This is a genomic window from Streptomyces spongiicola, from assembly GCF_003122365.1.
Taxonomy (GTDB): Bacteria; Actinomycetota; Actinomycetes; order Streptomycetales; family Streptomycetaceae; genus Streptomyces; species Streptomyces spongiicola.
In genome coordinates this window covers 413,690-436,204 of the sequence record NZ_CP029254.1, presented here as the reverse complement: position 1 = coordinate 436,204, position 22,515 = coordinate 413,690, and the positions used below count along the sequence as shown (strand labels likewise).

14 protein-coding genes are annotated in these 22,515 nt (G+C 72.2%); 8 read left to right on the top strand and 6 right to left on the bottom strand.

What is annotated here, in order from left to right:
* Positions 1-340: 340 nt before the first annotated feature.
* Complete coding sequence (locus DDQ41_RS01850) at positions 341-1,324, bottom strand: aldo/keto reductase (protein WP_109292870.1); 984 nt, start codon at positions 1,322-1,324, stop codon at positions 341-343.
* Between the two features lie 200 nt (positions 1,325-1,524).
* Here DDQ41_RS01850 and DDQ41_RS01845 point away from each other — a divergent pair, with 200 nt between their 5' ends.
* The 7 genes from DDQ41_RS01845 to mshC all read left to right on the top strand — a co-directional run bounded on the left by DDQ41_RS01845 (position 1,525) and on the right by mshC (position 10,184).
* Positions 1,525-2,574: an LLM class F420-dependent oxidoreductase gene (locus DDQ41_RS01845; RefSeq protein WP_109292869.1), complete on the top strand. Its 1,050-nt coding sequence runs from the start codon at positions 1,525-1,527 to the stop codon at positions 2,572-2,574.
* Between the two features lie 735 nt (positions 2,575-3,309).
* On the top strand, positions 3,310-4,095 hold the full coding sequence (locus DDQ41_RS01840; RefSeq protein WP_109292868.1) for a ferritin family protein: 786 nt from the start codon (positions 3,310-3,312) through the stop codon (positions 4,093-4,095).
* 275 nt (positions 4,096-4,370) lie between these two features.
* A complete protein-coding gene (locus DDQ41_RS01835) occupies positions 4,371-5,078 on the top strand; it encodes a histidine phosphatase family protein (protein WP_109292867.1) in 708 nt (235 codons plus the stop codon).
* Positions 5,079-5,163: 85 nt separating this feature from the next.
* Positions 5,164-5,754 carry a DUF3090 domain-containing protein gene (locus DDQ41_RS01830; protein ID WP_109292866.1) on the top strand — a complete coding sequence of 197 codons (591 nt, stop codon included), beginning with the start codon at positions 5,164-5,166 and terminating at the stop codon, positions 5,752-5,754.
* Positions 5,718-6,548: an SCO1664 family protein gene (locus DDQ41_RS01825; protein ID WP_167450227.1), complete on the top strand. Its 831-nt coding sequence runs from the start codon at positions 5,718-5,720 to the stop codon at positions 6,546-6,548. Before DDQ41_RS01830 ends, DDQ41_RS01825 begins: the two co-directional genes overlap by 37 nt.
* Before the next feature lie 391 nt (positions 6,549-6,939).
* Complete coding sequence (locus DDQ41_RS01820; RefSeq protein WP_109292864.1) at positions 6,940-8,685, top strand: IS1634 family transposase; 1,746 nt, start codon at positions 6,940-6,942, stop codon at positions 8,683-8,685.
* A gap of 269 nt (positions 8,686-8,954) precedes the next feature.
* The gene (mshC, locus tag DDQ41_RS01815) at positions 8,955-10,184 is read left to right on the top strand and encodes a cysteine--1-D-myo-inosityl 2-amino-2-deoxy-alpha-D-glucopyranoside ligase (protein ID WP_109292863.1); all 1,230 of its coding nucleotides are present in this window, start codon (positions 8,955-8,957) and stop codon (positions 10,182-10,184) included.
* Between the two features lie 667 nt (positions 10,185-10,851).
* Here the strand turns inward: mshC and DDQ41_RS01810 are convergent.
* From DDQ41_RS01810 to DDQ41_RS01790, 5 genes are all read right to left on the bottom strand, one after another.
* Complete coding sequence (locus DDQ41_RS01810; protein WP_109292862.1) at positions 10,852-11,985, bottom strand: PAC2 family protein; 1,134 nt, start codon at positions 11,983-11,985, stop codon at positions 10,852-10,854.
* Positions 11,986-13,060: 1,075 nt separating this feature from the next.
* Positions 13,061-14,671, bottom strand: a complete 1,611-nt coding sequence (locus DDQ41_RS01805) for a glycerol-3-phosphate dehydrogenase/oxidase (protein ID WP_109292861.1) — start codon at positions 14,669-14,671, stop codon at positions 13,061-13,063.
* 26 nt (positions 14,672-14,697) lie between these two features.
* Positions 14,698-16,227, bottom strand: a complete 1,530-nt coding sequence (gene glpK, locus DDQ41_RS01800) for a glycerol kinase GlpK (protein WP_109292860.1) — start codon at positions 16,225-16,227, stop codon at positions 14,698-14,700.
* A 37-nt stretch (positions 16,228-16,264) separates the two neighbouring features.
* On the bottom strand, positions 16,265-17,050 hold the full coding sequence (locus DDQ41_RS01795) for an MIP/aquaporin family protein (RefSeq protein ID WP_109292859.1): 786 nt from the start codon (positions 17,048-17,050) through the stop codon (positions 16,265-16,267).
* An 827-nt stretch (positions 17,051-17,877) separates the two neighbouring features.
* Positions 17,878-18,645: an IclR family transcriptional regulator gene (locus tag DDQ41_RS01790; protein WP_109292858.1), complete on the bottom strand. Its 768-nt coding sequence runs from the start codon at positions 18,643-18,645 to the stop codon at positions 17,878-17,880.
* 241 nt (positions 18,646-18,886) lie between these two features.
* Here DDQ41_RS01790 and metH point away from each other — a divergent pair, with 241 nt between their 5' ends.
* Positions 18,887-22,462, top strand: coding sequence for a methionine synthase (gene metH / locus DDQ41_RS01785; RefSeq protein ID WP_262508327.1), 3,576 nt, complete (start codon positions 18,887-18,889; stop codon positions 22,460-22,462).
* The last annotated feature ends 53 nt before the right edge of the window (positions 22,463-22,515 follow it).

The following is a 22,515-nucleotide window of genomic DNA, read 5'->3' as shown; positions in this document are numbered from 1 at the left end:
TCGGCTCCGCCTCCGGTTTCTGGGCTCATCGGCGGCCCGGTTTCGCCCCCCGCCCCACCGGCGTCGGCGGCCTCTCCGCTCGCGCCGCCGCCGGGCGCCCGGTCCGGGGCCCTCCCGGTACGGCTCGCGGCCGCCGCGGTGGCAGCTCTGCCCGCCGCGGGGTCCTCGGTGCAGCCGCCGTCCCCGGCCGGCGGGAACCCGCGCTCCGCCTCCGGCCCGGAACCCCCGGCCGCGGAGTCCTGGGCCGGGGAGTCCCCGGCCGCGGAGTCCCGGGCCGCGGAGTCCCGGGCCGCCGGGTCGTCCTCGGCGGGGGTGCCGGGGCTCGCCCCGGGAAGCGCAGTCACAGCGTGCTCCAGTCCTGGTCGGGATAGCGGTGCACGGGCGCCGACACGTCGTCCAGAGCCCGGCTGATCTCGTCAGGAAGACTAAGACCCTCCACTGACAACGCCTGCGTGAGCTGCTGCGCGTTGCGGGCACCGACGATCGGCGCCGCCACGCCCGGCCGGTCGCGGACCCAGGCGAGGGCCACTTCGAGCGGGCTCGCCGCCAGCCCGTCGGCGGCGGTGGCGACCGCCTCCACGATGCGTGTCGCCGACTCGTCCAGATAGGGCTCCACAAAGGCCGCCAGCTGCTCCGACGCCCCGCGCGAGTCGGCCGGCGTCGCGTGCCGGTACTTGCCCGTGAGCACCCCCCTGCCGAGCGGGGAGGACGGCAGCAGCCCCACACCGAGGTCCAGCGCCGCGGGCAGCACCTCCCGCTCGACGCCGCGCTGCAGCAGTGAGTACTCCAGTTGCGTACCGGCGAGGCGGGTCCGTGTGTCCGGCGCCGCGAGCTGCCAGGTGGCGGCCCTGGCCAGCTGCCAGCCGCAGAAGCCCGAGACGCCCGCGTAGCGCGCCCGGCCGCTGCCCACCGCGATGTCCAGTGCCCGGAGCGTCTCCTCCAGCGGTGTATGCGGATCGAATCCGTGCACCTGCCAGAGATCCACGTAGTCGGTCCCCAGCCGCTCCAGCGAGGCGTCGAGGGCCGCCAGCAGATGGCCGCGGGAGCCGTCGTACCGCCGCACCGGGTCGAGGACGCTGCCGGCCTTGGTGGCGATCACCAGGTCGCGCCGCGGGACCAGCCGCTCCACGAGCTGGCCGAGCAGGTACTCCGCCTCGCCGCCGCCGTAGACATCCGCCGTGTCGACCAGCGTGCCGCCGGCGTTCCAGAAGGCCTTCAACTGGTCCGCGGCGTCGTGCTCGCCGGTGTCCCGCCCCCAAGTGAGGGTGCCGAGCCCGATCCGGGACACGCGCAGTCCGGTACGGCCGAGATGCCTCTGCTCCATGGGCGCGAGATTACTGGCCACGGCCCCACCCGGAGCGACCCTGTGGACAACTCGCCCGCGAAGCCGTCGCCCGCCCACCCCTGCCGCGACGCCGCTGCCCGCGCTAGAGTCCCGACCCAGGACATTACTCATCGGTAAATCATTGCGTCAGAACTGGTTTCAACACATCAGAAGCAGTGCGGAGCGGTAAGGGGATCGGTATGAGGCTGGGCATCAACCTCGGCTACTGGGGCGCGGGCATGGACGGCGACAACCTCGCCGTGGCCCAGGAGGCGGACCGCCTCGGATACGACGTCTGCTGGGCGGCCGAAGCCTACGGCTCCGACGCGCCGACCGTGCTGTCCTGGGTCGCCGCGCAGACCGAGCGGATCGACGTCGGCTCCGCGATCCTGCAGATCCCCGCCCGCCAGCCGGCGATGACGGCGATGACCGCCGCCACTCTGGACTCGCTCTCCGGCGGGCGCTTCCGCCTCGGTCTCGGCGTCTCGGGCCCGCAGGTGTCGGAGGGCTGGTACGGCGTCAGGTTCGACAAGCCCCTGGCCCGCACCCGCGAGTACGTCGAGATCGTCCGCAAGGCCATGACCCGCGAGCGCCTGTCCTACGAGGGCGAGCACTGGACCCTTCCGCTCCCCGGCGGTCCGGGCAAGCCCATCAGGCTGACCGTCCACCCCGAGCGCGAGCGCATCCCGCTGTACATCGCCGCCATCGGCCCGAAGAACCTCGAGCAGACGGGCGAGATCGCCGACGGGGCGCTGCTGATCTTCCCGTCCCCCGACCACCTCGAGGACACCGCGGTCCGGTACATCCGCGAGGGGCGGGAGAAGGCCGGCAAGACGATGGACGGCTTCGACGTCTGCCCCACCGTGCCGCTCGCGGTCGGTGACGACGTCCGGGCGCTCGCCGACATGTTCCGCCCGTACACCGCGCTGTACGTGGGCGGCATGGGCAGCCGCAAGCAGAACTTCTACAACCGGCTGGCCCAGCGCATGGGGTACGAGAAGGAGGCCGTGGAGATCCAGGACAAGTACCTCGCGGGGGACAAGGCCGGGGCGGCCGCGGCCGTACCGCACGAGCTGATCGACTCCACCGCCCTGCTCGGCACCGTCGACCGGATCGCGGACCGCATGCGGGCCTACGCCGCCGCCGGGGTGACCACCCTCACCCTCGCTCCCGCCGGCTTCACCCTCGACGAGCGGCTGACCGCCCTGCGGGCCGGCACCGAGGCCCTGGAGCGGGCGGGACTCGCCTGACTCGCCAGGCGTGTTGCGAGGGTCGCTCCCGGCCCGCGAAGCCCGGCACGCACTTCCCCGCCGCCCCTCGGGCACGGGAGGTGCCTCCGCGCTGCGCTGCCGGAGGCATCCGGGTGCGTCCGGTACGGGGACGGCCCTCCGCCTTGCGATCGCAGCACCGGACGCCGCGGACGCAGGGACGCCGCGGGCCCCGCACTGCGGGCGGACGGACGGAGCTGCCTTCACAACGCGCCCTGGAGCCGGATCCGGGGTCGGGAATCCCGGTCGCCGGTCCCGGCCCGTGCGGTGCCGGACATGTCTGCGGCCGTGGTGGGGGCTCGGGGTCATCCCCGCCACGGCCGTCACGAGGTCTAACGCCCTGCCCCGTCCCCGGTCACGCGCGGAACCCTGCGCACCGCCGGCGGGCAGGTGCAAGGGCCGGCGGTGAGTGGGTGACGGGCCGCCGGTGGGCGGGTGGCGGGCGGATCAGCGGTGGGCGGGATACGGGCGACGGGCCGGTGCGGGTGGCCCACGGGTCACCGACCGCTGTGCGCCCGCCCCCTGGCCGCCACCTGTCCGTCCGCCCCCTGCCCGTCGGCGCCCAGGCCGCATAGCCCTCCCGAGTGCCCAATGATCTGTTTGCTCCCCCTTTCGGCGGATTGGTCCAGTTCAGCTGTTGCCTGTCCGTCCCGTCCGCACTTGACTCGTTCTCTGCGGACACCCGTCGCCCACGGGTGCCTCACGGAGGTGGCAGTGATGCTCTCGGCCCGAAGCCTTTTCCAGGAGATCCTCGAGAACGACGATTCCTACCAGCTCTTCTGCTCGATCGCGGCCAGTGGCGAGGCCCAGGGCGGGTGGGAGAACGGCCGTATCGCGGCGCTCGTCCCCGACACCATGCGCGGGCTCGCGCCGAAGATCGCCCGGCACGGCGCCGACGAGGACAAGCACGGCCGGATCTTCAACGCACTGCTGAGGAAGCGGGGCCTGGAACCGGTCGACGTCCCTCCCGAGACCGACTACACGATGCTCCTGGAGAAGCAGGGCATCGGACTGGCGCACGAGAAGCTGCGCCGCGACGAACGGCTCACCGAGCGGGACATCGTGGTCTACCTCTCGCACAGCCGGGTCACCGAGCAACGTGCCGCCGACCAGATGGACATGCTGGTCAAGTGCTTCGGGAACCACCCCGAGGTCGGCAGGGCCGTCAGGCAGATCTGCAACGACGAGGACAACCACCTCGCCTACTGCCACGAGGAACTGCTCCGCCTCGCCGGCACCGGGCACGGCCGGGTCATCCAGGGCACCCTGCGGGAGTGCGCGCTCACCGAGATCGCCGTCCACCGGGACGTCAGCCTCGCGGTCATGTCGCACATGGCGCGGATCCTGAACTGGCCCGGAGCCAAGTCGGCGGCGCTCACGGCCGGTGTCCACGCCGTGTACGCCTTCGAACGCGCCGGTGGCTGGCGGCGCATGGTGACGCTCAGGATGCCCGAGCGGCGTGACGCCCTCGGAGGCCCCGCGACCACGGCCCCCGTCGTCTGAGCCGCCGCGTTCGGGCCCCGGCCGGTACCGTATCGCGGCACCACCGGCACCACCGGCACCACCGGCACCATCAGCACCGCCGGAACCGCCGGAACCGTCCTCAGGGTTCCGGGCGGCCCTCGTGGACCGTCCGGGCCGGTCCCGCCGCGGGGTGCCGGTGCGGCACGCACTGGTCGGAAGTGGGTGTACCGGGGCGATTCGGCAGCGAGGCGAGGTGCCGTGGCTGTCGTCGTGCGCCCGTTGGGGACCGCGGGACAGGCCGTAGGCTGGCCGCCATGGCCACGTTGATCCTCGTACGCCACGGACGTTCCACCGCCAACACCGCGGGGGTGCTCGCCGGCTGGACGCCGGGCGTCGCCCTCGACGAGCGCGGCACCGCGCAGGCGGCGGCCCTGCCCGCCCGGCTCGCCGGGCTGCCCCTCGCGGCCGCGGTCACCAGCCCGCTGGAGCGCTGCCGCCAGACCCTTCAGCCGCTGCTCGACGCACGGCCGGGCCTCCCGCTCCGCAGCGACGACCGGATCGGCGAGTGCCACTACGGAGACTGGTCCGGCCGCAAACTCGAGGAGCTGGCGGGTGAGCCGTTGATGGAGGCCGTCCAGCGCCACCCCGCGGCCGCGGCCTTCCCCGGCGGCGAGTCGATGCGGGCCATGCAGGGCCGGGCCGTCGACGCCGTACGCGACTGGAACGCCCGGATCGAACTGGAGCACGGCGAGGAGGCCGTGTATCTGATGTGCTCCCACGGCGACGTCATCAAAGCGGTGGTGGCGGACGCCCTGGGTATGCACCTCGACCTGTTCCAGCGGATCCACGTCGAACCGTGCTCCCTCACGGCGATCCGCTACACCCGCCTCCGGCCCTTCCTCCTGCGGCTCGGCGACACCGGTGACCTGGGCTCCCTCCGTCCGCGCGGGAACGCGAACGAGCCCCGCGAGGGCGGGAGCGACGGGACGGCGGTGGTCGGCGGCGGCGCGGGCGCACCGTGATCGCCGGGCGCAGTAGGGTGGACGGGCCGAAAGCCGGAAGCCCGCTTCCGGCACCGAAGACCCATGAATCCCTAGGGAGCAGGACGTGACCCGTCAGGTGTTCCTGTACGACCCGCCGGAGCGTTTCGTGGCCGGTACGGTCGGGCTGCCTGGACGTCGTACGTTCTTCCTGCAGGCCTCCGCAGCGGGGCGGGTGACCAGCGTCGCGCTGGAGAAGACCCAGGTGGCCGCGCTCGCCGAGCGGATGGACGAACTGCTCGACGAGGTGGTGCGGCGGACCGGGGGAAACGCCCCGGTCCCGGCCGTCGCCCCCGCGGACGTCGCCGACACAGCTCCCCTGGACGCGCCCGTGGAGGAGGAGTTCAGGGTCGGCACGATGGCGCTGGCCTGGGACGGCGAGGAGCAGCGCATGATCGTCGAGGCCCAGGCGCTGGTGGAACTGGAGGCGGACTCCGACGAGGACCTCGCGGAGGCCGAGGAGCGGCTGCTGCAGGACGAGGAGAACGGTCCGCCGATGCTGCGCGTGCGGCTGAGCGGAGCGCAGGCGAGAGCCTTCGCCAAGCGTGCGCTGGACGTCGTGAACGCGGGAAGACCGCCGTGCCCGCTGTGCAGCCTGCCGCTCGACCCGGAGGGACACGTATGCCCGCGCCAGAACGGATACCGCCGCGGAGCGTGACCGCCCACGACGGAGCCCTGGAACTGCTCACCCGGGGCGAGATCACCGTGCGAGGCCGCATCCGCGAGGCGTCCAACGCGGCGCTGTACTGCTCCGTCGCCCTCGACGGCCGGGAGGCGCACTGCGTCTACAAGCCCGTGGCCGGGGAGCGCCCGCTGTGGGACTTCCCCGACGGGACGCTTGCCCAGCGCGAGGTCGCGGCGTACGAGGTGTCCGAGGCGACGGGGTGGCGGCTGGTGCCGCCCACCGTGCTCCGCGACGGGCCGTACGGGGAGGGCATGTGCCAGATGTGGATCGAGGCCGATCCGGCGCAGTCCCTGCTCGCGCTCGTCGACGGCGACGAACCGGAGGACGGCTGGAAGGCCGTCGGCCTCGCGGAGGTCGGGGAGGGGCGCACGGCGCTCCTGGTGCACGCGGACGATCCGCGGCTGCGCCGGCTCGCCGTACTGGACGCGGTGATCAACAACGGGGACCGCAAGGGGGGCCATCTGCTCCCGGCGCCGGACGGACGCCTGTACGCGATCGACCACGGCGTCACCTTCAACGCGCAGGACCGGCTCAGGACCCTGCTGTGGGGCTGGGCGGGGGAGCCGCTGACGGAAGAGGCCCTCGGGGTCCTGGAGGCACTCGACGCCTCCCTCGACGGCGGGTCGCCGCTGGCCGGGCGGCTGGCCGGACTGATCACCCGGGAGGAGGTGTCCGCCGTGCGGGACCGGGTCCGTGCCCTGCGTAAGAGCGCCCGCCACCCTGAGCCGGCGGGCAACTGGCCCGCGATTCCGTGGCCGCCCGTGTAGTAGGCCCGCGGTACCGGAGTGACCCGGCTCACCGTTCGGCTCGGAAGCCGCCGGTCCCGGATCTGCCGGTCCCGGATCTGCCGGTCCCGGACCCGCTGGATCCGGACCCGTCCGCGGCGGCGGTGTCCGCCCGGCGGCCCGGCCCCCTGCCGACCCCCCTGCCGACCCCCCTGCCGGCCCCCTGCCGGGCCGCAGTCGGCCGACGGGCCCCTTGCCGGACAGCCCTCCCCGCCGCCCGCGTTCCGCGTAATTCAGGGGTCCTGGAGGCGGTAGCTGGGTGAAACAGCTGGTCAGGGCTGTGTCGACTGGAGTGAAAGCCGAAAGTGCCTAGAGACACGATTTCTCTGATCTCCCTGTACTGGCCTGTACTTCTCCCGTATCGTCTGGAGTCGTGTACGTGAGGACGACGAAGCGGGAGAACAAGTCCGGGACGGTCCGGTACCTGCACCTGGCCCACAACGAATGGGACCCGGTCAAGGGCCGGGCGGTGCCGAAGGTCCTGTTCACCTTCGGCCGCGAGGACGAACTCGACCGCGACGCGATCCGGCGGCTGGTCGCGTCACTGTCGCGCCTGCTGGAACCAGGCCAGGCACTGGAAGCGAATGCCGCGCCCGGGCTGGATTTCACCGGCTCGGTCCCGTTCGGCGGCGCCTACGTCCTCGACCACCTGTGGCACCAGTTGAAGATCGACAAGATCGCGGGCCGGGTCGGGCAGCCCAAGCGGGGGCGGCCCCGGGAGATGTCCGCGACCGAGCGGGTGCTGTTCGCGCTGGTCGCCAACCGGGCGCTGGCCCCCTCCTCCAAGCTCGCCGCCGCCGAGTGGATCACCCACGACGTGCATATCGACGCACTGGCCAGCACCGACGACGACGCCTGCTACCGGGCGATGGACTGGCTCCACGAGGTGAAGGACGACCTGGAGAAGCAGGTCTTCGACGAGGTCGCGAACCTGCTGAACCTGGAAGTGGACCTGCTGTTCTTCGACACCACCAGCACCTACTTCGAACTGGAGGAACCCGACGAACCCGTCGCCCGAGACGAGAAAGGCAACCGCCAGGACGCCACCGGCGAAGGCGAGGGCGAGGGCGATCAGGGCCCTGACGGTGCGGACGCGGCCAAGCCGGCGGGGTTCCGCACCCACGGCAAGTCGAAGGACTCCCGCGACGACCTGCCCCAGATCGTGATCGGCATGGCCGTCACCCGCGACGGCATCCCCGTCCGGGTCTGGTCATGGCCCGGCAACGCCTCCGACCAGACCCTGATCCGGCAGGTCAAGGACGACATGCGGGACTGGACCCTCTCCAAGATCGTCTGGGTCGCCGACCGCGGCTTCTCATCCGACCGCAACCGCCGTTACCTGCGCAGCGGCACCGACGCCTACATCATCGGCGAGAAGCTCCGCTCCGGATCACCGGAAGTCAAGCAGGCCCTGTCCCGGCAGGGCCGCTACCAGGACATCACCGGCAACATGCGCGTGAAAGAAGTGCGGATCAGCGACACCGAACGGTTCGTCATCTGCCACAACCCCGAGGCCGCCGACCGCGATCGGCACACACGCGAACAACTCGTCGCCCAGCTCACCGAGCTGATCGCCGACACCGACAAGCTCAGCGACTTCAAGCGCGGCGAACTACGCGGCAAGATCACCGACAAGCCCGGCCTGAACCGCTACCTGCGCACCACCCCGGCCGGCAAGCTCCGCATCGACCAGGCAAGGATCAAGACCGAGGAGAACCTCGACGGCAAGTACCTCCTGCGCTGCTCGGACCCGAAGCTCTCCGCCGAGGACATCGCGCTCGGCTACAAGGCACTCCTGGAAGTCGAACGCGGCTGGCGCGACATGAAGCAGGTCATCGACCTGCGGCCGGTCTACCACCGGCTCGAGGAACGTATCCGCGCCCACGTCCTGCTGTGCTGGCTCGCCCTCCTGCTCGTCCGCATCACCGAGACCACGACCGGTGACACCTGGCCCAGGATCCGCCGCGAACTCGACCGCCTCCACCTGGGCACCTTCACCGGCCCCACCGGCACGTTCCAGCAGGTCACCACCCCCACCAAGCCACAGCAGGACCTGCTCACCAAGCTCGGCATACCCGCCCCCAAGCAGATCGCCGGCCTTCAGCCCGCACCGCGCTGACCAGCAAGAACACCACCGCCTAGAGACACGCCCTCCAGGCAGTCAAACCCATGTCCGCGCAGGTCAGACCCAACTTTCGGCTCTCTAGACCGCCGAATTATGCGGAACCCGGGCGCCGGGTGACTCCTCGCGGCGTCGGACGCCCGGGTCCGCCAGGCCTCCACGGGTTCAGGTGCGTGGTCTGCCCGGGCCTCCGCGGCCCGGGTGTGGAGACTCCCCGGGAGGCGTCCGGTTCGTATCCGGAACCTGCATCCGGTTAGGCTCATGGCATGCATGCCTGGCCCGCTTCCGAGGTCCCCGCCCTGCCCGGCAAGGGCCGGGACCTCCGGATCCACGACACCGCGACCGGTGGCCGTGTGACCCTCGCCCCCGGTCCCGTCGCCCGTATCTACGTCTGCGGCATCACCCCGTACGACGCCACCCACATCGGTCACGCGGCGACCTACAACGCGTTCGACCTCGTCCAGCGCGTGTGGCTCGACACCAAGCGGCAGGTTCACTACGTCCAGAACGTCACCGACGTGGACGATCCGCTCCTGGAGCGTGCCGAGCGCGACGGCCAGGACTGGGCAGACCTCGCGGAGCGCGAGACGGCGCTGTTCCGCGAGGACATGACCGCGCTGCGGATGCTGCCCCCGCGGCACTACATCGGCGCCGTCGAGGCCATCCCGGGAATCGTCCCGCTCGTCGAGCGCCTCCGCGACACCGGCGCCGCGTACGAACTCGACGGCGACGTCTACTTCTCCGTGGACTCGGACCCCCACTTCGGCGGGGTGTCGCACTACGGCACCGAGGTGATGCGCACGCTGTCCGCCGAGCGCGGCGGCGACCCCGACCGCCCCGGCAAGAAGAACCCGCTCGACCCGATGCTGTGGATGGCGGCCCGGGACGGCGAGCCGAGCTGGGACGGCGGCAGCCTCGGGCGCGGCCGTCCCGGATGGCACATCGAGTGCGTGGCCATCGCCCTGGAGCATCTCGGCATGGGCTTCGACGTGCAGGGCGGCGGCTCCGATCTCGCCTTCCCGCACCACGAGATGGGCGCCTCGCACGCCCAGGCGCTCACCGGCGAGCACCCGTTCGCCCGTTCCTATGTGCACGCCGGGATGGTCGCCCTGCACGGCGAGAAGATGTCCAAGTCCAAGGGCAACCTCGTCTTCGTCTCGGCGCTGCGCCGAGACGGCGTGGACCCGGCCGCCATCCGGCTGGCGCTGCTGGCCCACCACTACCGCGACGACTGGGAGTGGACCGGCGACGTCCTCGACGAGGCCCTGGACCGCCTCGGGCGCTGGCGTGCGGCCGTCTCCCGGCCCGACGGGCCGCCCGCCGACGCGCTTGTCGAGGAGATCCGCGGGACGCTCGCCGACGACCTGGACGCTCCGGCGGCGCTGGCCGCCGTGGACCGCTGGGCCGAGACGCAGCGGACGGAGGGCGGCACGGACGAGGGCGCGCCCGGTCTGGTGTCCCGCGCCGTTGACGCCCTGCTCGGCGTCGCGCTGTAACCCGGACGCCTGCCGGGTGCCGGCCCCGGTGGCCCGGCCGTCCCCGGAGTCCCGCACGGGCCCGGGGGCGGCCGCGCCGCTCCCGCCGGGGCCCGTAGCCGACCGAGGCGCCCCGGCGGGGAAAGGCGGCTGAGCCCCGCACCGGCGGCGTACCGCGGGCCCCTGGACATCCTCTGGACATCCCCGGGGCGCGCCGAGGGCCTGGCATTCCATGCGGGGCGCCGGGCCGGGGTGATTCCGTGCGGGGCGCCGGGCCGGGCGGCGGCGGTGCGTATCCGCGGACGGCGGGGCGACTCCGCACTCCCAGACGGCGGTTCGCGGGATGTGAGCGGCTCTCCGGGGGACGTGCGCGCGATCCGGTCCTCAGCGCGGTGGCGGGGCGGGGTGCGGCGGACGTCCGAGAGCGCTCTTCTCTCTTTTCTCCCCACCTCCCCTCGCCTCCCCTCTCTCCTCCCCGACTCCCCTCTCCTCCCCGACGCGACCACGGCCGCGGGACCCGGTGCGAACCCGGTCGGCGGGCCTCGCGCGGGTCCCGGGCGAGGCCGGGCGACCCGGTGCACAGGACGGGGCCCGGCGGAGAGCGCGGGAGAAGAAGGGAGTTCGCGGCCGGGGGACGGAACAGCCGCCGGCCGCTCGCGGGCGGTGCTGCGTGTGCCCTTCGGAGGACTCAGTCCTCCGCGGAGTCGGGCGAATCCGGTGATCCCGGTGATCCCGGTGACCTTGGTGAGTCCGTGGAATCGGGAGCGCCGGAGGCCCCGGCGGAGCGCGGCCCGCCGGAGCCGTCGTCATCGGACCGGCCCGTCCCGGACTCGGGAGTCCCCGGCCCGCCCGTTCCCGACTCGGGAGTCCCGGACCCGGCCCGCGGCGGCCTCGGCGGCTTCGCCAGTCCTCCGGACGTGTCCCGCAGATACGAGGCGTCCCCGCCCTCCGCGGCATGCCCGCCCGGGCCCGGCCCGGGGCCGCCGTCCCGCCGGCGCAGATAGCGCTCGAACTCCCGGGCGATGGCCTCGCCGGACGCCTCGGGCAGTTCGGCGGTGTCCCGGGCCTCCTCCAGCGTCTGGACGTACTCCGCCACCTCGCTGTCCTCGGAGGCGAGTTGGTCCACACCGAGCTGCCAGGCCCTTGCGTCCTCGGGCAGTTCACCGAGCGGGATGCGGAGGCCGATGAGGTCCTCCAGCCGGTTCAGCAGCGCCAGGGTCGCCTTGGGGTTCGGCGGCTGGGAGACGTAGTGCGGCACCGCGGCCCACAGCGACACGGCCGGGACCCCGGCATGCGTGCAGGCCTCCTGGAGAATGCCGACGATGCCGGTCGGGCCCTCGTAGCGGGTCTCCTCCAGTTCCATCGTCCTGGCCAGGTCCGGGTCCGAGGTGACACCGCTCACCGGAACGGGCCGTGTGTGCGGGGTGTCGCCGAGCAGTGCGCCCAGGATCACCACCATCTCGACGCCCAGTTCGTGGGCGAAGCCCAGCAACTCGTTGCAGAACGAGCGCCACCGCATCGAGGGCTCGATCCCGCGGACCAGCACCAGATCGCGGGGTTTCTCCCCGCCTACCCGCACCACGGAGAGCCGTGTCGTGGGCCAGATGATCTTCCGGACCCCACCGTCCAGCCACACCGTCGGCCGGTTGACCTGGAAGTCGTAGTAGTCCTCGGCGTCGAGCGCCGCGAACACCTCGCCCTTCCACTCGCGGTCCAGGTGCGCGACCGCGGTGGAGGCGGCGTCGCCTGCGTCGTTCCAGCCCTCGAACGCGGCCACCATGACCGGGTCGATCAGCTCGGGAACCCCCTCGAGCTCGATCACCCAGGCCTCCTTCCGACGTTCCCTCTCGTACGCCCCAACCTTAAGGCTTCGCGGGCGCCTGCCCGCAGCCCCCGTGCGCGGCGCGGAGGACTTCCATACGGCAGCGGCACCGGTCGGGGGAATACCGGTTCCGGCCGAAGGTCGGTCCGGTCTGCCATCGGAAGTCCGTCGGGGGAGCCGGGTCCTGCGGCCCTCGGCCGTGCCGCGAGCCGGATCCCCGAGAAGCCTGGTGCCCGAGAGGGCCGATGCCCGGCGGCGCGGGAGCCGAGCCACCCCGCTCGCGGGCGGCGGGGGACGCCCACTCCGGGCGCCGGTACGGCGGAGTCGGGGCGGCGGGACCCGCGGACCGCCATGGCGTACGCCAGGGTCCCCGGCGTCCGCTCTCGCGTCGCGGAACGGGTTGGCGGACCGACGGTTCGGACGCCGTTCGGACGATCCGGCCGCACGGCCCGGCAGGCGCCCCACCCGTGCGGCAGCCGTCCTGTGGACGGCCGCGCCGATGTCCACGGAAGCGGGGAGGCCCGGGTATCCGGTACGTCGACCACCTCCGAGTGCACCTCACCGGAACGGCGTTGGGCACCGAGGCACCGAGGCACCGCATGCCGTCAGGCGTACCCGCTCAGCCCTCCTCCCATGCGGCCCGAAGCGTTCACGCGCCGATCGCCTCGGGGTGCGGTCCCGGCCGTACCCCGTGCGCGGGCGGGCGCGTGCGAGATCGGCCGGAATCCGGCGGCGGTCCGGGCTGCGGGCGCCCTCGACCGGACCCGCCCTGCGGCGAGTTGGCTCTCCCCGGGAGTCGGCCGCCGGGCCGCGGCGCACCGGAGACGACGGCGCACCAGCCGCGGCGCACCGGAGACGACCGCGCCTCCGATCCTCCGGCCCACTCACCGGTCCGGACCGGACCGGCTGCACTGCGCTGCACCGAACCGCAGACAGCCACGGTTCTGCCTGCCCCGTCCCGCCCGTCCCGCCCCCGTCCCGCGCCATCCGCCGCCCGAGGCGCGGAACGCGGAACGGGGGCGGCTCCGTAGGGAACCGCCCCCGCCGCGCGGACCGTGCCCGCCGCGGTCCCGTGTCAGGCCCGCTTGCCCAGCAGGTCTTCGACCTTCCCCCGGATCTCGTCGGTGGCGAGACCCCGGATCGTCAGCGTGGTGCGGCGGCGCAGCACGTCGTCAGCCGTCTCGGCCCACTCGTGGTCGCGCGCCCACACGACCTGGGCCCAGATCTCCGGGGCGTCCGGGTGGACCCGCTCGGCCAGGTCGGGGTTCTCGTTCGCCAGCCTCGCGATGTCGAAGGACAGCGAGCCGTAGTGCGTGGCGAGGTGCCGCGCGGTGTCGGCCGCCATCCGGGGCCCGGGCGCCGGCGCGTCCACCAGCAGGCGGTGCGCCACGGCACGGGGGTTGGAGATGCCGGGCAGCGGGAGCTTCTTCGGCAGTTCCGAGATCGGCTCCATGTCGCCGGCGAGCGGTCGGCCGGGGAGTTCGGCCAGCTTGTTCAGCACCGTGCGGCCGATGTGGCGGAACGTCGTCCACTTGCCGCCGGCCACCGACAGCATGCCGCCGCGGCCCTCGGTGACCACGGTCTCCCGCTTGGCCTTGGAGGTGTCGCCGGGACCGCCGGGCAGCACCCGCAGGCCCGCGAAGGAGTAGGTGATCAGATCGCGCGACAGTTGCTGGTCCCGGATGGAGAAGGCGGCCTCGTCGAGGATCTGCGCGATGTCGTTCTCGTTGACCGCCACATCGGCCGGGTCGCCCTCGTACTCCTCGTCGGTCGTGCCGAGCAGCAGCATGTCCTCCCAGGGGAGGGCGAAGGTGATGCGGTACTTGTCGATCGGGGTGGCCAGTGCGGCCTTCCACGGCGAGGTGCGCTTGAGCACCAGGTGCGCGCCCTTGGAGAGACGGATCGAGGGCGCCGCGTTCGGGTCCTCCATCCTCCGCAGGTGGTCCACCCACGGGCCGGTCGCGTTGAGGACCAGACGGGCGGTGACACCGAACTCGGTGCCGTCCGTACGGTCCCTGAGTTCGGCGCCGGTGACCCGGCCCCCGGTGAAGCGGAGCCCGGTGACCTCGGCGTGGTTGAGGACCACCGCCCCCGACTCGGCGGCCGCGCGGACCGTCATCAGTGCCATGCGCGCGTCGTTCATCTGGTCGTCGCCGTAGACGGCGACCGCCTTGAGGTTCTCCGTGCGCAGCTCCGGTACGTCGCGCTGGGCCTTGGCGGGGGATATGACGTGGCCGACGCCGTCACCGAAGGCGGACAGGGCGGAGTAGGCGAAGACGCCGGCGCCGAGTTTGGCGGCGCCGTGCGGTCCGCCCTTGTAGACGGGCAGGTAGAAGGTGAGCGGGTTGGAGAGGTGGGGGGCCACCTCCCGGGAGAGCGCGCGGCGCTCGAAGTGGTTCTCCGCGACCAGCTTCACCGCGCCGGTCTGCAGGTAGCGCAGACCGCCGTGGAGCAGCTTGGAGGAGGCGGAGGACGTGGCGCCGGCGAAGTCGCCGGCCTCCACGAGGGCCACCCGCAGCCCGGCCTGCGCGGCGTGCCAGGCCGTGGAGATGCCCAGGATGCCGCCGCCAATCACCAGGAGGTCGTAGGTCGCCCTCGCAAGCTGCTCCCTTGTCTCGGCGCGGCTCGGGAGTGAACCGGAGGCCGGGTGCGTCCCCAGCGAGGGGACGCTCTGCAGGGTGGTCATTCTCGATTGCTCCTCGTCAGCTCTCGTCAGCTCTCGTCGTGCTCGAGCCAGCCCATGGTCCGCTCGACGGCCTTGAGCCAGAACTTGTACTCGTGATCACGCTTGGCAGCGTCCATGTGGGGGGTCCACTCGGCGGCCCTGCGCCAGTTGGCGCGGAGCGCGTCGGTGTCGGGCCAGAAGCCGACGGCCAGTCCGGCGGCGTAGGCGGCGCCGAGGCAGGTGGTCTCGGCCACCATCGGACGCACCACGGGCACGTCCAGGAAGTCCGAGAGGGTCTGCATCAGCAGGTTGTTGGAGGTCATTCCGCCGTCGACCTTCAGGGCGGTCAGCTCGACGCCGGAGTCCTTGGTCATGGCGTCGGTGATCTCGCGCGTCTGCCAGGCCGTGGCCTCGAGCACGGCGCGCGCGATGTGGGCCTTGGTGACGTACCGGGTGAGGCCGGCGATCACACCGCGGGCGTCGGAGCGCCAGTACGGGGCGAACAGACCGGAGAACGCCGGGACGAAGTAGGCGCCGCCGTTGTCCTCGACGGACGCGGCGAGCGTCTCGATCTCGGGCGCGCTGTTGATCAGTCCCAGCTGGTCGCGCATCCACTGCACCAGGGCGCCGGTGACGGCGATGGAGCCCTCGAGCGAGTAGACGGGGGCCTCGTCGCCGATCTTGTACCCGACGGTGGTGACCAGGCCCGAGTAGGAGTTGATGATCTTGCTGCCGGTGTTCATCAGCAGGAAGGTGCCGGTTCCGTAGGTGGACTTCGCCTCGCCCTCGGAGAAGCACGTCTGGCCGAAGAGCGCGGCCTGCTGGTCGCCCAGCGCCGAGGCGACCGGGACGCCCGCCAGGACGCCCTCCTTGACCTCTCCGTACACCTCGGCGGAGGAGCGGATCTCCGGGAGGACCTCCATCGGCACGCCCATGGACTGCGCGATCTTCTCGTCCCACTCCATGGTGTGCAGGTTCATCAGCATGGTGCGCGAGGCGTTGGTGACGTCGGTGACGTGGCGTCCGCCGTCGACACCGCCGGTCAGGTTCCAGATGACCCAGGAGTCCATGGTGCCGAAGAGGATGTCGCCGCGCTCGGCGCGCTCGCGCAGGCCCTCGATGTTGTCGAGCATCCAGCGGACCTTCGGCCCGGAGAAGTAGCTCGCGAGCGGCAGGCCCGTCTCACGGCGGAAGCGGTCCTGGCCGACGTTGCGCCCCAGTTCCCGGCAGAGCGCGTCGGTGCGGGTGTCCTGCCAGACGATGGCGTTGTGGACCGGCTCACCGGTGTTCCTGTCCCAGAGGAGCGTCGTCTCGCGCTGGTTGGTGATGCCGACGGCCTTGACGTCCGCCGCGGTGATGCCGCCCTTCTCGATGGCGCCGGCGACCACCTCCTGGACGTTGGTCCAGATCTCGGCGGCGTTGTGCTCGACCCAGCCCGGCTTCGGGAAGATCTGCTCGTGCTCCTTCTGGTCGACGGAGACGATCCGGCCGTCCTTGTCGAAGACGATGCAGCGGGACGAGGTGGTGCCCTGGTCGATGGCCGCGATGAACGGGCCGGCGGTGTGTGCGTCGGTCACTGTGTGCTCCTGGGGGTTCTGAGGGGAGGCGTACGGCTCAGGCGAACGCGATGTTGTAGATACCCGCGGCGATGGCCGCGCCGATCAGCGGGCCCACGACCGGCACCCAGGCGTAGCCCCAGTCGGAGCCGCCCTTGTTCGGCATCGGGACCAGGGCGTGCACGATGCGCGGGCCGAGGTCGCGGGCCGGGTTGATGGCGTAACCGGTCGGGCCGCCGAGGGAGAAGCCGATGGAGACCACGACGAACGCGACGATCAGTCCGCCGAGGGTGCCGAGGCCCTTGCCGCTGTCGTTCAGGCCCATGGTGAGCACCGCGAGCACCAGCACGACCGTGGCGATGATCTCGGTGACCAGGTTCTGCCAGTAGACCCGGATCTCGGGACCGGTGGAGAAGATGCCGAGCACGGGGCCGGCGTTCGGGGCGGACCGCTCGTCGACCAGGCCCTCCTCGAGCGGCGGCGGAACGAGTTCCGGATCCTCCAGATGGGCCTTGAACTGCCCGTAGTACGTCAGCCAGGCGAGGAAGGCACCGAGCATGGCGCCGATGAGCTGGCCCGCGAAGTAGATCGGGACGTTGCCCCAGTCGCCGCTGGTGATGGCGATGCCGAGCGTGACCGCCGGGTTGATGTGCGCGCCGGACATGGGGCCGGCGATGTAGACCGCGGTCATGACCGCGAAGCCCCAGCCGAACGCGATGGCGACCCAGCCGGCGCCCTGCGCCTTGGAGCGCTTCAGTACGACGGCGGCGACGACGCCGGCGCCGAGCAGGATGAGTACGGCGGTACCAATGATCTCGCCGATGAAGATGTCGGAGCTGGACACCCGCGACTCCTTTGTCCTTCGTCCAGGGGAAGGCGAACCAACGGGTCCCTCCGTGGTCCGCGCCCTCGGGGTGAGAGCGATACCGGCCCTTGGCTTTGCCACACTCTAGCGCCTATTGCCGGTAGGTGTTCGACAATGCCGACCGATGAACGGCAGTTTTGTCCTCTGGTTAACACGGCGTCAAGGGCTGTGTGGCCGAAAACCGTTTCGTTATCGATGGTGCGCCCGGATGGGCGATATCGCCCGCTGTGAGTGATTCGTCTGATCGGGTGTCTGTCACCGTCGCGTTACGGAGCGAAGCGCAGCCGGCGGGGGCGGCTCCCGGTGCGCCCGCCGGAGGGGCGCCGAACCGGTCGCCGACCCGGACGGGATGAGGTGGGTCCCGGCGCGCCCGCCGGAGGGATCGTCCCGGGTCCGCGGGGGATGCGGGGCGTCCGGGGTCCGCGGGGGTGGCCGGCGGGTCGCGCCTCCGGCGCTGGGTGCCGCCGTGGTGCGCGCGTACACCGGATCGCGCCCCCGGAGCGGGGTGGGGCCGGGCGGCACGGGGTGGGGCCGGGCGGTGCAGGGTGGGGCCGGAGGGCTCCGGCGCGCTGGGCCCCGGCGCGGGGCCGGGCCGGGCGGTGCCGGGTCGAGGTGCTGCACCGGCGCCCGGTGTGCCCGGTGTGCCCGGTGTGTTCTGTGCGCTCTGTGGGTTCTGTGCGCCCGGTATGCGCGGGGGAGCGGCCGTCATGGCCGCGGGGTGCTGCGCGCCGGCCCCGGGGCGCGGAAGCCCCCGGGGGGTCGGAGGTCCGGTGCCCGGGTCCCCGCGCTCCAGGGGCCTGCGGGGCTCAGAAGCGGCCGGCACCCAGGTCCCGGGAGACCGCGCGGGCGCAGTCCCGCACCGCGGCGACCAACTCGGCCCGCAGTTCCTTCCCGGCATCGCATACGCGCTCGATGGCACCGGTGATGGCGACCGCGCCGACCGGCATCCTCCGCCGGTCGTGGATGGGTGCCGCCACCGCCGCGACGCCCGCCCAGGTCTCCTCCACGTCGCAGGCCCACCCCCGCGCCCGGGTCAGGTCGAGCTCGCCCTCGAAGGCCCGCAGGGCCGTCACGGTGCGCGGGGTGAAGGCCTCCCGCTCGATCTCCAGGGCCTCGCTGTGCGCGACGGGGTCGTAGGCGGACAGCACCTTGCCCAGCGCCGTGGAGTGGAGCGGCTGCATCGCGCCCACCTCGAGCACCTGGCGGCTGTCGTCCGGGCGGAAGACGTGGTGCACGATCAGGACGCCGTGCTGGTGCAGCACGCCCAGGTGGACGCTCTCCCCGCTGGAGCGGGCCAGGTCGTCCGTCCAGACCAGTGCCCGGGCCCGCAGCTCGTGGACGTCCAGGTAGCTGTTGCCGAGCCGCAGCAGCTCCGCGCCCAGCTGGTAGCGCCCGGAGGCGGGGTCCTGTTCGACGAACCCCTCCGCCTGGAGGGTGCGCAGGATGCCGTGGGCGGTGCCCTTGGCCAGATCGAGGGAGGAGGCGATGTCCGAGAGGCCGAGACGGCGCTCGCCACCCGCGAGCAGGCGGAGCATCGCCGCCGCCCGTTCCAGTGACTGGATGTTCTTCGCCATCGTTCCGGCCTTTCTGCACAACCTCGTTCGACAATGCTGAACACTATCGGCCGATGCCGAATCGGTGTTACTGCCCGAACAGTGTGGCAACAGCATGCTCACGCGGTCATCACCGGGGACACACGGAGTCCACCTCCTGGACCGCGCCGCCGCGCCGGGGGCGGCACGGCTACGCTGGCCGGGTGCGCCTTCCACGGGAAGCCGCAAAGCCGACAGCCGTCGCACCCCAGGGAGCACCTTCATGGACTCGTTGCCGACCCCCTCCGCCGACAGCCCGGCCGCTCCGGGCAGCGCTGCGTCCCAGGACAGCCGGACCCGCTCCGAGGCGCTGCGTGACGCGCTGGCGACGCGGGTGGTGGTCGCGGACGGCGCGATGGGCACCATGCTGCAGGCGCGGGATCCGAGTCTGGAGGACTTCGAGAACCTCGAGGGCTGCAACGAGATCCTGAACGTGACCCGTCCGGACATCGTCCGTTCGGTCCACGCCGCCTATTTCGAGGTGGGCGTGGACTGCGTGGAGACCAACACGTTCGGGGCGAACTTCGCCGCGCTGGGGGAGTACGAGATCGCCGACCGGGTCCACGAGCTCTCCGAGGCCGGGGCCAGGATCGCCCGCGAGGTCGCGGACGAGTTCACGGCCGCCACCGGGCAGCAGCGGTGGGTGCTCGGTTCGATGGGCCCGGGGACCAAGCTGCCCACGCTCGGCCACGCCCCGTACGCCGTGCTGCGCGACGCCTACCAGCAGAACGCGGAGGGGATGATCGCGGGGGGCGCCGACGCGCTGCTGGTGGAGACCACCCAGGACCTGCTGCAGACCAAGGCTGCCGTCCTCGGGGCCCGCCGCGCCATGGCCGCCGCCGGCGCCGAACTGCCCCTGATCTGCTCGGTCACGGTGGAGACGACGGGGACCATGCTGCTCGGGTCGGAGATCGGCGCGGCGCTGACGGTGCTCGAGCCGCTCGGAATCGACATGATCGGGCTGAACTGCGCCACCGGCCCGGCGGAGATGAGCGAGCACCTGCGCTATCTGGCCCGGCACGCGCGGGTCCCGCTGTCCTGTATGCCCAACGCCGGCCTGCCCGTGCTGGGCAGGGACGGCGCGCACTATCCGCTGTCCGCCGGCGAGCTGGCCGACGCCCAGGAGACGTTCGTCCGCGAGTACGGGCTGTCCCTGGTCGGCGGCTGCTGCGGTACGACGCCGGAGCACCTGCGGCAGGTGGTGGAGCGGGTGCGGGACCTGACCCCGGGCGAGCGCCGTCCCCGGCCGGAGCCCGGGGCGGCGTCGCTGTACCAGACGGTGCCCTTCCGCCAGGACACCTCCTATCTGGCGATCGGGGAGCGGACGAACGCCAACGGGTCGAAGAAGTTCCGCGAGGCCATGCTGGAAGGCCGGTGGGAGGACTGCGTCGAACTGGCCCGGGAGCAGATCCGCGAGGGTGCGCACCTGCTCGACCTGTGCGTCGACTACGTGGGCCGGGACGGCGTGGCGGACATGGAGGAGCTGGCGGGCCGGTTCGCCACGGCCTCCACGCTGCCGATCGTGCTGGACTCCACCGAGGTGGAGGTCATCCGGGCCGGTCTGGAGAAGCTCGGCGGCCGCGCGGTGATCAACTCGGTGAACTACGAGGACGGTGACGGGCCCGGGTCGCGGTTCGCGAAGGTCACGGCCCTGGCGCGCGAGCACGGTGCCGCGCTGATCGCGCTCACCATCGACGAGGAGGGCCAGGCCCGCACCGCGGAGAAGAAGGTCGAGATCGCGGAGCGGCTGATCGCGGACCTGACCGGCAACTGGGGCGTCCGGGAGCCGGACATCCTCATCGACACGCTCACCTTCACCATCTGCACCGGTCAGGAGGAGTCGCGGGGTGACGGCATCGCCACCATCGAGGCGATCCGCGAGCTGAAGCGCCGCCATCCGGAGGTGCAGACCACGCTTGGCCTGTCGAACATCTCCTTCGGGCTCAACCCGGCCGCGCGGATCCTGCTGAACTCGGTGTTCCTGGACGAGTGCGTGAAGGCGGGGCTGGACTCGGCGATCGTGCACGCCAGCAAGATCCTGCCGATCGCGCGCTTCGAGGAGGAGCAGGTCGCCACCGCGCTGGACCTGATCTACGACCGCCGCGGCGAGGGGTACGACCCGCTGCAGAAGCTGATGGCGCTGTTCGAGGGCGCGACGGCGAAGTCGCTGCGGGCGGGCAAGGCCGAGGAGCTGGCCGCGCTGCCGCTGGAGGAGCGGTTGAAGCGGCGGATCATCGACGGGGAGCGCAACGGTCTGGAGGCGGACCTGGACGAGGCCCTGCGGGAGCGGGCCGCGCTGGACATCGTCAACGACACGCTGCTGGACGGGATGAAGGTGGTCGGGGACCTGTTCGGCTCCGGGCAGATGCAGCTGCCGTTCGTGCTCCAGTCGGCCGAGGTGATGAAGTCCGCGGTCGCCCATCTGGAGCCGCACATGGAGAAGTCGGACGCCGAGGGCAAGGGCACGATCGTGCTGGCCACCGTGCGCGGTGACGTCCACGACATCGGCAAGAACCTGGTCGACATCATCCTGTCCAACAACGGCTACAACGTCGTCAACCTCGGGATCAAGCAGCCCGTGTCGGCGATCCTGGAGGCCGCCGAGGAGCACCGGGCCGACGTGATCGGCATGTCCGGGCTCCTGGTGAAGTCCACCGTGATCATGAAGGAGAACCTGGAGGAGCTCAACCAGCGCAGGCTCGCCGCCGACTACCCCGTCATCCTCGGCGGCGCCGCCCTCACCCGCGCCTATGTCGAGCAGGACCTCCACGAGATCTACGAGGGCGAGGTCCGCTACGCCCGCGACGCCTTCGAGGGGCTGCGCCTGATGGACGCCCTGATCGCGGTCAAGCGCGGTGTCCCCGGGGCCACCCTGCCCGAGCTGAAGCAGCGCCGGGTGCGCGGTGCCGCCACCGCGGTCGTCGAGGGGCGTTCCGAGGGGCGTTCCGAGGGGCGTTCCGAGGAGCACGGCGCGGTGCGCAGCGACGTCGCCGCCGACAACCGGGTGCCGAAGCCCCCGTTCTTCGGCACCCGGGTGGTCAAGGGCATCCAGCTCAAGGAGTACGCCTCCTGGCTGGACGAGGGCGCGCTCTTCAAGGGCCAGTGGGGCCTGAAGCAGGCCCGTACCGGCGACGGGCCCACCTACGAGGAGCTGGTGGAGACCGAGGGCCGCCCGCGGCTGCGGGGCTGGCTGGACCAGCTGCACACCCGGAACCTGCTCGAAGCCGCCGTCGTCTACGGCTACTTCCCCTGTGTGTCCAAGGGCGACGACCTGATCCTGCTCGACGAGGCCGGCAACGAGCGCACCCGCTTCACCTTCCCCCGCCAGCGCCGCGGCCGCCGGCTGTGCCTCGCCGACTTCTTCCGCCCCGAGGAGTCCGGCGAGCGGGATGTGGTCGGCCTCCAGGTCGTCACCGTCGGCTCCAGGATCGGTGAGGCCACCGCCGGGCTCTTCGCCTCCGACTCCTACCGCGACTACCTCGAACTCCACGGGCTGTCCGTCCAGCTCGCCGAGGCCCTCGCCGAGTACTGGCACGCCAGGGTGCGCGCCGAGCTCGGCTTCGGGGCGGAGGACCCGGCGCAGATCGAGGACATGTTCGCCCTGAGGTACCGCGGTGCCCGCTTCTCCCTGGGCTACGGCGCCTGCCCCGACCTGGAGGACCGCGCCAAGATCGCCGAGCTGCTGCGGCCCGAGCGCATCGGGGTGGAGCTCTCGGAGGAGTTCCAGCTCCACCCGGAGCAGTCCACCGACGCCATCGTGATCCATCACCCGGAGGCGAAGTACTTCAACGCGCGGTGACGCCCCGCGCGCTTCGGTCGCGCGCGACGTACACTGGTCGGTCCCATACAGGC

What these genes read in the sequence shown, in the direction of transcription:
- DDQ41_RS01840 (WP_109292868.1), top strand. Translation starts at nt 3,310, where the DNA reads ATGCTCTCGGCCCGAAGCCTTTTCCAGGAGATCCTCGAGAACGACGAT.
- mshC (WP_109292863.1), top strand. Translation starts at nt 8,955, where the DNA reads ATGCATGCCTGGCCCGCTTCCGAGGTCCCCGCCCTGCCCGGCAAGGGC.
- DDQ41_RS01790 (WP_109292858.1), bottom strand. Translation starts at nt 18,645, where the DNA reads ATGGCGAAGAACATCCAGTCACTGGAACGGGCGGCGGCGATGCTCCGC.
- DDQ41_RS01835 (WP_109292867.1), top strand. Translation starts at nt 4,371, where the DNA reads ATGGCCACGTTGATCCTCGTACGCCACGGACGTTCCACCGCCAACACC.
- DDQ41_RS01825 (WP_167450227.1), top strand. Translation starts at nt 5,718, where the DNA reads ATGCCCGCGCCAGAACGGATACCGCCGCGGAGCGTGACCGCCCACGAC.
- DDQ41_RS01845 (WP_109292869.1), top strand. Translation starts at nt 1,525, where the DNA reads ATGAGGCTGGGCATCAACCTCGGCTACTGGGGCGCGGGCATGGACGGC.
- DDQ41_RS01850 (WP_109292870.1), bottom strand. Translation starts at nt 1,324, where the DNA reads ATGGAGCAGAGGCATCTCGGCCGTACCGGACTGCGCGTGTCCCGGATC.
- metH (WP_262508327.1), top strand. Translation starts at nt 18,887, where the DNA reads ATGGACTCGTTGCCGACCCCCTCCGCCGACAGCCCGGCCGCTCCGGGC.
- DDQ41_RS01805 (WP_109292861.1), bottom strand. Translation starts at nt 14,671, where the DNA reads ATGACCACCCTGCAGAGCGTCCCCTCGCTGGGGACGCACCCGGCCTCC.